Origin of the sequence: Pseudoalteromonas sp. CNAT2-18.1 (genome assembly GCF_022347865.1) — a bacterium.
Classification (GTDB): Bacteria; Pseudomonadota; Gammaproteobacteria; order Enterobacterales; family Alteromonadaceae; genus Pseudoalteromonas; species Pseudoalteromonas ruthenica.
In genome coordinates this window covers 13435-24839 of record NZ_JAKRFR010000001.1, presented here as the reverse complement: position 1 = coordinate 24839, position 11405 = coordinate 13435, and the positions used below count along the sequence as shown (strand labels likewise).

Sequence of the window (11405 nt, the reverse complement as noted above, 5' to 3'; positions counted from 1 at the left end):
TTTTTTATGCCTGACGACTGGCGCTCGCCTCTGCAGCGCGGTTTAATTTCTGCAAACAACCTTTCAGCAAGGCCTGTTCCTGTGCGCTTAGCTCGGTTATTAAGCTCTGTTGCCACTGCAAAGCCCTCGCCTCTAACTCATCCATCAATGACTCGCCCAAAGGCGTTAAACGCACTTGTTTGGCGCGCCTATCCTCCGCACAAGGCTGCACCTCAACCCACAATTGTGCGTGCAAACCATTAATTGCCCGCGATGCCGTTGATTTGTCTAATAGCGCATAGTCGCATAGTTGGCGTGACGTTAGGCCTGATTTTTGTTGTCTTAAATGACACATAATGCGCCATTGGGGAGTTGATAATGAATCTTGATAAACAGAGGCAAAAGCGGCGCTGACTTTGGCCCCAGACAAGGTGAGTAGATAGGGGATGAAGTTATTTAAATCAAATGACATCGACTTTACACGTAAAATTTATGTTACACCCGCCCTGTGCGTGATGTTTGAATTTACTCTCACATGAGAGTATGTTGATTAACAATACAACAGGAGCCTACTAATGAGCAAACATACACTGCAATACATGACCGGCTTTGGCAATGAATTTGACACCGAAGCCCTTGCCGATGCCTTGCCAATTGGTCAATTCAGCCCACAGAAGGTCAACTATGGCCTTTACGCTGAACAATTCTCGACAACCGCGTTTACCGCGCCGCGCGCCGACAATCGTCGCTCTTGGCTATATCGTATTCGTCCTTCGGTGGTTCAAGGAGATTACCAACCCCTGGACAATGGCCTACTGCGCAGTGCCCCCATCACCGAAGTGCCCAGTCCTCCGACTATGCTGCGTTGGGATCCAATCGATATTCCCGTTGAGCATACCGACTTTATCGATGGTTTGGTGACCATGGCAGCTAATGGTAGCGTCAATGGTCAAGCCGGGATTGGTATTCACGTTTATGTGGCCAATACCTCGATGCATGAACGTTACTTTTATAACGCCGATGGCGAGATGTTGTTTGTGCCGCAACAAGGCGGCCTGCGGCTGCGTACAGAATGCGGCATCATCGAAATTGTGCCTGGAGAAATCGCGGTGATCCCTCGTGGCATGAAGTTCCTTGTCGAATTAATCGATGGCCCCGTGCGCGGCTATATCTGCGAAAACTACGGCCACCCCTATATTCTTCCTGAGCGCGGACCAGTGGGTGCCAATGGCTATGCCAATGACCGCGACTTCCAATACCCTGTCGCCGCATTTGAAGACAAAGAAGGTGACTTTGAATTGGTGGCCAAATTTAGCGGCCAACTGTATCGAGCAGATATCACGCACTCACCGCTGGATGTGGTGGCTTGGACCGGCAACAGCGCGCCATACAAATATGACTTATCACGTTTTAATGTCATGAACACGGTCAGTTTCGACCACCCAGATCCATCCATTTTCACGGTCTTGACCTCTCCTTCGGGGACCCCTGGAGTGGCCAATGTTGACTTCGTGATTTTCCCAGAGCGATGGATGGTCGCCGAGCACACCTTTAGACCGCCCTATTACCACCGCAATGTCATGAGTGAATTTATGGGTCTGATTAAAGGCACCTATGACGCGAAAGAAGCGGGTTTTGTGCCAGGTGGATCGAGCCTACACAATTGCATGTCACCGCACGGCCCAGAAGCCGAGGTGTTCGACAAGGCAAGCCAGGGCGAGCTTGAGCCGGTACGCTACGAAAACACCTTGGCCTTTATGTTTGAGTCGCGCTACATCATTGCCCCCACAGAGTACGCATTAACTGGCAAAGAGCGCCAAAGCAACTATCTTGATTGCTGGAAAGGGATAAAAAAACACTTTAACGGAGAGAAATAATGAAGCTATACAGTTATTTTCGCTCATCGGCGGCTTATCGCGTCCGCATTGCACTAAATTTAAAGGAGCTGGAGCATGACATTGTACCGGTCAATTTGCTCAAATCCGAGCAGCGTGGTGAGCCCTATCTCAGCAAAAACCCACAAGGCTTGCTACCTGCCATTGAAACCGAGCAAGGCGTACTTAGTCAATCACTGGCTATTTTAGAGTGGTTGGACGAAATAGCCCCGCAGGCGCCGCTGGTTAGTGGTGATGCCTGGGAAAAAGCACAAATTCGCGCGCTGGCGTATGCCATTGCCGTCGATATTCACCCCATCAACAATCTGCGTGTGCTAAAGTATTTAACAGCAGAGCTCAATGTCAGTGATGAGCAGAAAACCAAATGGTATCAAGACTGGATAGTGACCGGCTTTGACAGCCTTGAAAATCAGATCGGCGAGGGTCCATTTTGTTTTGGCAGCGCGCCAACGCTTGCCGACATCTGCCTGGTACCTCAAGTGTTTAACGCGCTGCGGTTTAAGGTCGATATGGACCGTTACCCCAAAATCATGGCTGTCTATGAGCACTGTAATACGCTCAAAGCCTTTGCTGATGCGGCGCCGCAGCAACAGGTGGATGCCACCTAAACACGCAAAGCAACAGGTATCATAATTGTGCCTGTTGCTTTGACATAACGATTACACCTCGGAGAAACCGATATGCGCACAGCGCTTGTGGTATTGATAACACTGATGTTCGCCCCGCAAGGGGTTGCTGATACCAAGAAAACCAAAACGCGTGTTTGGGTCGATGCGCAGCACACATCGGTGTGTTGGTATGAAGAGCGTCGTTACAGTGAAGGAGCGGTAATTGACATGTTTGGGGCGCCGAAAATCTGTGCCCGTAAACACCCAAACCAAGATAACGGCGCGCTTATCTGGCGAGCTGTAGACAAACAGGGCCACCCAGTTTATCCCGAGCAACAAGGCAAAATCCGCGTGCACTAACTAACGCTATAAGGTGATTGAGCCCAATGACCTGGGCCCAATCACTTTGTACTTTTAAGATGACTCTTCGTTGCGCTGCGGAGCCATTACACGCAATGATGAGGGCTGAATCTCAATGACCAACTCATCTGCCTGACGAGTTTCACCATCTATTACGTAATCAATCGGTTCATTGGCTGTAACACGCACCTTGCGGGCATTGGTATGGTGCGCATTCACATCGAGTTGAGTTTGAGTCACACTGTTAAACGCAAGCTCAGCAATGCTAAGTACGTTAACACTGGAGTCTTTGGCCGGTTCGAGCCAATTGACATCCAATAAACCATCGTCATGCTCAGGTTGTCCTCGCCCTTGCGCTAGCAAAGTAAAAATAGGCGCTGCATTGGCAATAATCATACTGTTTGTATGCACAGACTGAGGTGCCATATCATCCAATGTTAACTCGTAATCTTTCGCCTTATGCTCGCCAAGTGCTTGCCAGAAGCCTTGCAAATAGGCGAATTGGCCGCTGTTATTTTTGGCGTCGCGATGAGCGCTCTCAATCATTTTTTGCTCAAACCCTAGGCCGATGAGTAACAACGTTAACTCATCATTACAGCGCGCTGTGTCTATGGCCTGAACATCTCCACTGATCAACACATCAAGGGCCTTATCAACCCCAAAGGCTTTAGACTCAATCCCCATAATCACATGCGCTAAGGCGTTGGCCGTGCCCATGGGAATAATACCCAAGACGATATCGCTATTACAGATCACTGAGGCGACTTCGGTGACCGTGCCATCGCCGCCGCAAGCGATTATCATATCAGGATGATCGGCCAACGCTTGCTCGGCTAGCATCGCCGCATTCACCTCCTCTGTGGTGGTTTTCACCGACATATCAAAATAGCCATTGAGGCGTGACATGATCTCGTGCTTTTTTTCACCCCATAACTTACGTCCGGAAACTGGATTAGCAATTAAGCACACTTTATTGCGTACTTCGAGTTCACCACTGCTATGCATTTTCTTCAGGGCCTTGCGCTGGAAACGATTGAGGTTGGCCGTCTCACGGGTCTCCTGAATTCGCGACAACACTTCGTCTAAGTCCGCCTCAGGCTCTTTAGCTAGTAAGTAAGCAGCCATCACTAATACCGAACGCCCGCGTCCAAGGGCACAGTGTACAACCACATTGCGGTTGCGTTTGCGGTGGTGGTGAATCCAGTTGATGGCTTGGCGCAATTGCGCGCGGTTTGGCGCCGCATGATCCAACACAGGGATATTCAAATAACTGATGTTTTCACCGATGAGCGACCAGTCCAAACCATCAAACTCGCAGGTAGCGTCTAGTATGGCAGTGACATTTTCATGCTTAAGGGTTTCCACGTCGGAAGGAAACAGTCGGCAGGCGAGAAACAAGCCTGGTTCAACTTCTTGAATAGGCGGCACTTTATCTGTGCGCCGTTGCCAAGAGTTATATAGTTGCGCACCCAATAAGAAAGGAATAAATGCCCAACGAATATACCAAGGAATACTGCCATCTTGACGCTTTCTAAAAATGCGCCCTAAATTGGCGATATAGGCCAAGGAAACCAGTAGTAACGACAGTGCGCTCCAGTAGAAAAAGATTGCGAAATAGGGAATTTTAATAACTACGGCAATGGCACAAAGCGCCACGGCCATCAATAAGTAAGCAACAGCAGCGTACATCAACCACTCCTTGTATAGTGTTATAGTAAAACCATATCACGATCACCAGTAAGCGCAAGCGCTAAAAGCCCCTCTTTAAATATCGATGTGTACCGCTTTAATACAACGAAGTTATTGATGTCGTTGCTAATTATCAACCTAATTAATTGTTAAAATAGTGTTATATGCTAGTCTGGCAAGAGTCTATGCATCCAATTAGACTTATTAATCGTTAAGGGGATAACGTCGTGCAAAAAGAACACCATTTAGCTTGGTTGACAGCGGTGGCGCAAGGTGATCAACGCGCTTTTGAACACCTCTACAAAGACACCAGCGGTCTCATCAACGCTATTTGTCGTAAAATGTTGAATAGCCCAGCCTTAGCTGATGAAGCGCTGCAAGAGGCCTATGTGCGTATCTGGCACAATGCCAGCGATTATCAAACAGATAAGGGAGAAGTGCTCAGTTGGATGGTGAGCATCGCGCGATACCGCTGCTTAGACATGCTGCGTTATCAAAAGGTCCGCCAAGAGGAAGAATATGAAGAAACTCATGGCAGTGAGCAACCCATCGTGGCTGAAGAAAACTCACAGTTGGCGCACTGTATCGAGGCGCTTGCTCCAGAGCAACGTCATGCGATTCATTTAGCTTATTTTCGCGGCTTTAGCCATGGCGAAGTCGTTTCCCATTTGGGCGACCCACTTGGCACAGTTAAAAGCTGGATCCGTCGAGGGTTATCGCAATTAAAGAGGTGCTTAGGAATATGAACTATGACAACCACAACCTCATTGATCATTTAGCTGCCGAGTACGTGCTCGGAACGCTCAAGGGTCCCGCACGTAAACGCTTTGCGCGTTTATTGATGACCTCAGATTATGCGCGCCATGCAACAAATCAGTGGGAGCAGCACCTCAATGCACTCGGTACGCAGTTGCCCCACGATGCGCCCAACCCACAGGTATGGCAAAAGATTCAAGCTCGTATCAACAACACACAGAATGTCACCGCAATCGGCCACGGCAAATCAGTGACTAAAACATCAACGCCTTGGTTCTGGCCAACAATCAGCGCCGCCAGCCTTGCGGCCTGTGTATTGCTCACAATACTGTTGATGTTGCCTTCAGAGCCGGTGGACCAGCGCTTTGTCAGTGATCAGTTTGCGCTTGTAAAAGATCAGCAGCAACAGCCACTTTGGCTTATTGATGCTACCGACAACGCACTGCTGGTTAAAGCAAATGAGCAGCTAAAAGCGAGACAAGATAAAGACTACGAGCTGTGGATGATAGTAAAAACACAAGAAGCGCCAATTTCCTTAGGTTTGTTACCCAAATCAGGGCAGGCATCGCTCCCTATCCCCAAAGACTTCGCCGATGGCAATATCAACCTGCTCGCTGTCAGCTTAGAGCCACTTGGAGGCTCTCCCACTGGCACGCCCACCGAAGTGCTATATACGGCTGAGTTAGTCGATATTTAATGCAAACCATGTTTTTAGGGCCCGCACGGGCCCTTTTTTATGCGCCTAATCAATTGAAAATATAAAGTTTTTAAAAAAGTTTTAGCTTTTTTAATTTTTTTGCATCCAAAGTCCTTTTTGCCCCGTTACGGCTATGAACTCAGCAAAAAGGAGAATCCCATGCGGACTCATGCTAAACACTTATCACTTTCTATCGTCGCCGGTGCTCTCGGTATTCTTAGTGCCCTTCCCGCTCATGCCTCAAGTCATCGAGAAGCGCCTAATATCGCGCGAATGCCTACGGTCGATTCCACCGACTTTTATGCCTTCAATAGTTACGAGGCGCAACGGGGTGGCTATGTAACCGTTATTGCTAACTACATTCCGCTACAAGACCCCTATGGTGGTCCCAATTACTTCGCTATGCACCCAGATGCCAAATACGCCATTCACATCGACAATGATGGCGACGCCATCGAGGATTTAACCTATGTCTTCGATTTTAGTTCAGCACTCGCCGGTGGCGATGGCATTGCACTCAATGTGGGTCCTGAGGGCAATACGAAAAGTATCGCCGTCCCGCTAAAAAATGTGGGGCCAATCAGCGCCAGCGATCAAAGCGCAGCTAACTTCTCTGAAAGCTATACCCTAAGTGTCGTGCAAGGCCCAATGGCCTCAGGTACAAGCACCCCCGTGACTAACCCAATGACCAGCACAGAAAATTTTGCCAAGCCATTGGATTATATCGGTAATAAAACGTTTACCAGCCCTGCTGCCTATCAGCAATACAGTGACCAATTTGTCTATGAAGTGGCTCTACCTAATTGTGGCTCACCGGCAAAAGTGTTTGTTGGTCAACGCAAAGACCCCTTTGTCGTCAACCTTGGCAAAACCTTTGATTTGGTCAACTATGTGCCCGTAGAAGGCGATAGTGCACCAGGTGCCAATGACGGTGAAGGATTCCCAGGTGGTATTACTCAGGACACCGCTAATGACGACTTAGCAACCAAAAACGTGACCGCTTTAGCGCTCGAATTACCTAAAGAGTGTGTTACCGGTGAAGGCAACGGCACCATTGGTACATGGACTACAGCGTGGATGCCACAAGCACGTATTCTTAATCCGCGAGCAAATTTTGCTAAGCCTGCAGTCAATGGCGGAGCATTAGTGCAGGTTTCACGTCTTGGTAACCCTCTGGTTAATGAGCTGGTCATTGGCCTGAAAGATAAGGACACCTTCTCCAGTGCTCATCCAAAAGATGATGGTCAATTTGCTGACTATGTGACCCACCCTAGCTTACCAGAGCTACTCAATATTCTTTTCAAAGATGCAGTCAACCAAACACTGGGCACTAATATTGAAACCTTGGCGCCAACTAACTTTCCGCGTATCGATTTGGTTACTGCCTTCCTAACCGGGTTTGAGGGCGTCAACCAGTTAGCAATCGTGACACCTTCTGAGATGTTACGCCTAAATACTGCGATTACAGCCACACCACAAGAGCAGCAGTCTACCTTTGGTGTTGTTGGCGATGATTTAGCGGGTTTCCCCAATGGCCGTCGCCCTGGTGATGATGTTGTCGATATCGCCTTACGCGTAGTGATGGGCCGTTTATGTTACCCAATCCCCGTTGCCGGTAACGACACTGATTTAGGACTTTGCAGCTCTGACGATGCAAGCGTTGGTAATGTCCCGTTCACCGATGGCGCGCCCATTAGTGCACAGGACACCAACGCACAATTTCCTTATTTAGCGACCCCGTTACCGGGTTCGCAGTAATAAGAGGTGATCATCATGCGTAACTTAATCCAATTAGCAGTTGCTACCACCCTAGCGCTGACTCTCAGTGGTTGTGGCAGCGATAACGATGGCACAGACAAAAAGCAGCCAATGCCAAGCAATAGCGCGCCCAATGTCGCGGATGCAAGCTTTACGACGCAAGCTGACACCGAGTTGAACGGACAACTGCAAGCGTCCGATGCTGATGGTGATACCTTAACTTTCACCTTAGATATGGCGCCGACCAATGGCACTGTCACCGTCAACGCTGATGGCAGTTTCAGCTATCAACCAATGCTTGAGTACACCGGCAGCGATAGCTTTAGTTTTACTGTCGACGATGGCAAGAACATGGCCGTTGCAGCGACAGCGCAAATAACTGTCGACGCTTTACAGGTCAGCTTTTCAAGCTACAGCCGAGCGGCATTTACCGCTGCCAGTGACGCCATGCCGGCCCGTGTAAATGGCCGCATATTTAGCAACGATGTCGACACCACCGAGTTCTATCAAGACTTAGTCGACGCTAGCAATTAGGCAATACGGACCTGCCTTGTTAAACCTAGGCCATGGAAGGCCTTTTTTAAGGAGCTGTTATGAAACTCGCCACCCTTAGCTTTTTATTCGCAGCGACAGTGTCGATGCCCTGCACTGCCCATTTGGAACATATACATGAACCTAAGAGTCAGGAAACACGCCTGAACGACCTTAGTTTCGATGAGTTAGTGGAGCATATCGCTGGCAATAAGTTTGTGACCCCACAGCCATTTACCCATAAAGCACTGAGTAAAGAGTTAGCTAAGCGCACAAGCGATGAGCGACCTATCAGTCATTTTTGGCGCGCCAGCATGTTGCAACGCGCCCATCATTTTCAGCCGGCTTTAAGTACACTTGAGCATTATCTAACATTACGACCTAGCGATGCGAATGCGCTACTATTAAAAGCGAATATTGAAACCGTACTTGGCTCTTTTGATAAGGCGCTTGCGACCTGTTTATCACTGGCCGCTAAGCACAGTGTTGATTTGGCCATGGTGTGCACCCTTGATGTAAAAATGCAAAGTGAACCGCTGCAGCCAATTATTACTCGCCTTGCTCACTCGCCGCTACGCGAGGGCAACTCTGAACTGGCTTATTTTACGCAAGAGCTCTTTGCCACCGCGCTGTATTTTGATGGCCAATACCTGGCAGCAAAACAAGCACTTTCCCCCATGATGGGCGCAAAACTTAGTTCCAGCACTTGGCTACTTTTTGCCGATACACTCATGGCGCTGGGTCAAGCACAGCAGTTTGTTGAGGAGTTTTCTCGCCTTAAGTTGAACATCGACGACATTCCCGATGCCTTAATTGTGCGTCTAGCACATGCGGCTCCAAAACAGTGGCTCGCTAGTGCGCAACAACGAATGGCTCACCGACTTGCGGATGATGCCAATAACTATGCCGATGCTCTGGCCTATTATTTCTACCATGTCGTCGATGATCCCATCACTGCGCTGCACTGGGCCAAACAACAAACCCATATCAGTGCATTGAAGGTCGACACAATGTTCTATGAGCAAATTCAAAGCGAGCTGCGTGCGCAAACCATTAATTAAGCTTGAAGCGCCCGCTACTGGTTTGCAACTCATAGGCTAGACGTTGAAGTTCCTCGCTGGCCGCTTTAACCTGCTCAGCAGTAGCGACATTATCGTTGGCGGCATCATTAATGCGCGTCATACTTTTAGAGATATCTTGAGCGGTGTAGCTCTGCTCATTGGCGGCCGTGGCGATCACTTCAACATGGCCTGCCACTGTTTTCAACTGCTCTAGCGTTTGCTGCAGTGCTTGTGTGCTTTTGATAGATTTATCTGCTGTATCACTGGCGTATTGACTGCTTCGAGCCATCGACTCGCGAGCGTGCTTAGCATCCTTTTGTAGCATGCCAATCATCGACTCTATGTTTTTCGTGGAGCTCTGCGTTTTCTGTGCCAGTTGCCTCACTTCATCGGCTACCACGGCAAATCCACGACCCTGATCGCCAGCCCGCGCCGCTTCAATTGCGGCATTTAATGCCAACAAATTTGTTTGCTCAGCGATAGAGTTAATCACATCGAGCACCGATCCGATTTCTTGGCTACGTTCACTCAAGCTATTAATGGTATTCTCACCACGACCAATTTCTTCACATAACTGTTGCAGGGCACCCGAGGTTTGATTAATAGAATCATTAGTTTGTTGCGATGTGCCTTCTAAACCATGCGTTAAATCAGCAACGTTACGAGCACTTTTTGCCACTTCATCAATGGTGGCCGACATCTCTTGCATGGCTGTGGAAATACTAATGATATTTTCCATTTGTGTGCGATTATTCTCCAGCTCTTGTTCGGTACTGGCCGATGTTTGCTCAACTGTAGAGCCCAATGTATCAACAGTATCGCTGAGCTGACCGACCAACTGCCGCAGATTGGAATTCATCGCTCGCATGGAGTTGTATACATTTTTGCCCTCGCCTCGTGCGCTTAGTTCGCAACTTAAATCACCATGGGAGATACGCTCACTGATGTCTTGCATTTCCTCAGGCTCGCCGCCAAGAGGGGTGATGATCATTCTTACCACCCACCACGTTGCCAGTAATATTGCCGCAATAACCAAGACCAGCAATACCGTCATACTGGATATCAGCTTATCAACACTACTGAATACCTCTTGTTGATCGATTTCTACCACCATCGCCCAACGCGTGTCGCCAATATCAAGGGGCTCATAAGAACTCAAAACTGGATTACCGTTATAATCGATGTTCACTTCGGTGTTACTGCGACCAGCCAAGGCCTCAGTGACCGCTTTGGTTTTAATCCCATTATCAGCAATGGTACCGGCAAAGCTGGCTTTAACTGAACGTCCCTGAGCATCTAAGAACGAGTCTGAACGCATACGATAATCTTGACCAACTAAATAGCTCTCACCACTGCGCCCCATTCCCTCGCGCGTGTTCATGACCTCGTTGATAGCATCAATGGATAACTGCAACGCAAGCACCGCCTGAATTTCACCACCAGCAACAACGGGCGCGCCGACAAACGCAGCGGGGGCCCCGCCGCTAGGTGCATAAGGCTGAAAATCGCTGAATGTGTATTCGCCTGTTTCCATCACTTGACGATACAGTTGGGCAAGCCCCGAGTCACTGTAAGGGCCACTGACGAGGTTGCTTTGATAATCCGCCTCTTTAGTGACCGAGTAGCTCACCACCCCTGTGTCATCAATAAGAAATAAATCGTAGTAGCCTCGGCGCTCAATGTAATCAGCGAAGCGGCTCTGGTTTTGGTGCGCACTTCTAACCCAGTCCGACTCACTCATGCGTGCTGACCAATCGTTGGCTGCACTGAGGGTATCCACTTCAATGCGCTCGAAGTACTGTTTAATTTGCAATTTTTTGATAGTTTCGATGGAGCGTAATTGGTTGTAGGCCTGTTCACGCAGAGCCTCACTGCTGATGTAGCCACTGATCAAAGTGATAACCAGAGCTGGGATCAGTCCCACCAATAAAAAAGCGATTAGTAATCTAAATTTCAAAGGCATAACCGTTCTCCCTCACGCTGCAACTCCCTCAGTATAGTTAAAATAGGGACTGTGGCTAATTACAACTAGGAAAAAACGCTTACACAGCATTACCGCGATATGATTTAT

General features: G+C 48.7%; 11 protein-coding genes. 8 read left to right on the top strand and 3 right to left on the bottom strand.

Going from position 1 to position 11405, the window contains the following annotated elements; genetic code table 11:
• Positions 1–4: 4 nt before the first annotated feature.
• Entirely contained in the window at positions 5–451 is a 447-nt protein-coding gene (locus tag MHM94_RS00105; RefSeq protein WP_045979893.1) for a MarR family transcriptional regulator, read from the bottom strand.
• A 103-nt stretch (positions 452–554) separates the two neighbouring features.
• On the opposite strand from MHM94_RS00105, the gene hmgA reads away from it, so the two are divergent.
• The 3 genes from hmgA to MHM94_RS00090 all read left to right on the top strand — a co-directional run bounded on the left by hmgA (position 555) and on the right by MHM94_RS00090 (position 2842).
• Positions 555–1856: a homogentisate 1,2-dioxygenase gene (gene hmgA, locus MHM94_RS00100; RefSeq protein ID WP_235418235.1), complete on the top strand. Its 1302-nt coding sequence runs from the start codon at positions 555–557 to the stop codon at positions 1854–1856.
• On the top strand, positions 1856–2482 hold the full coding sequence (maiA, locus tag MHM94_RS00095) for a maleylacetoacetate isomerase (RefSeq protein ID WP_235418234.1): 627 nt from the start codon (positions 1856–1858) through the stop codon (positions 2480–2482). Before hmgA ends, maiA begins: the two co-directional genes overlap by 1 nt.
• 72 nt (positions 2483–2554) lie before the next feature.
• Positions 2555–2842 carry a DUF1496 domain-containing protein gene (locus MHM94_RS00090; RefSeq protein ID WP_053909315.1) on the top strand — a complete coding sequence of 96 codons (288 nt, stop codon included), beginning with the start codon at positions 2555–2557 and terminating at the stop codon, positions 2840–2842.
• A 54-nt stretch (positions 2843–2896) separates the two neighbouring features.
• Here MHM94_RS00090 and MHM94_RS00085 read toward each other — a convergent pair whose 3' ends face one another.
• On the bottom strand, positions 2897–4531 hold the full coding sequence (locus tag MHM94_RS00085) for a diacylglycerol kinase family protein (RefSeq protein WP_045979891.1): 1635 nt from the start codon (positions 4529–4531) through the stop codon (positions 2897–2899).
• 227 nt (positions 4532–4758) lie between these two features.
• Here MHM94_RS00085 and MHM94_RS00080 point away from each other — a divergent pair, with 227 nt between their 5' ends.
• The 5 genes from MHM94_RS00080 to MHM94_RS00060 all read left to right on the top strand — a co-directional run bounded on the left by MHM94_RS00080 (position 4759) and on the right by MHM94_RS00060 (position 9334).
• On the top strand, positions 4759–5277 hold the full coding sequence (locus MHM94_RS00080) for a sigma-70 family RNA polymerase sigma factor (RefSeq protein ID WP_045979890.1): 519 nt from the start codon (positions 4759–4761) through the stop codon (positions 5275–5277).
• A complete protein-coding gene (locus tag MHM94_RS00075) occupies positions 5274–5984 on the top strand; it encodes an anti-sigma factor (protein WP_235418233.1) in 711 nt (236 codons plus the stop codon). Before MHM94_RS00080 ends, MHM94_RS00075 begins: the two co-directional genes overlap by 4 nt.
• A 159-nt stretch (positions 5985–6143) precedes the next feature.
• Positions 6144–7742 carry a DUF4331 domain-containing protein gene (locus MHM94_RS00070; protein ID WP_235418232.1) on the top strand — a complete coding sequence of 533 codons (1599 nt, stop codon included), beginning with the start codon at positions 6144–6146 and terminating at the stop codon, positions 7740–7742.
• A gap of 15 nt (positions 7743–7757) precedes the next feature.
• Positions 7758–8276 carry an Ig-like domain-containing protein gene (locus MHM94_RS00065; protein WP_235418231.1) on the top strand — a complete coding sequence of 173 codons (519 nt, stop codon included), beginning with the start codon at positions 7758–7760 and terminating at the stop codon, positions 8274–8276.
• Positions 8277–8335: 59 nt separating this feature from the next.
• Positions 8336–9334 carry a hypothetical protein gene (locus MHM94_RS00060; RefSeq protein ID WP_235418230.1) on the top strand — a complete coding sequence of 333 codons (999 nt, stop codon included), beginning with the start codon at positions 8336–8338 and terminating at the stop codon, positions 9332–9334.
• On the opposite strand, the gene MHM94_RS00055 is transcribed toward MHM94_RS00060, so the two are convergent.
• Entirely contained in the window at positions 9327–11297 is a 1971-nt protein-coding gene (locus MHM94_RS00055; RefSeq protein WP_235418229.1) for a methyl-accepting chemotaxis protein, read from the bottom strand. The genes MHM94_RS00060 and MHM94_RS00055 overlap by 8 nt on opposite strands.
• Positions 11298–11405: the final 108 nt, after the last annotated feature.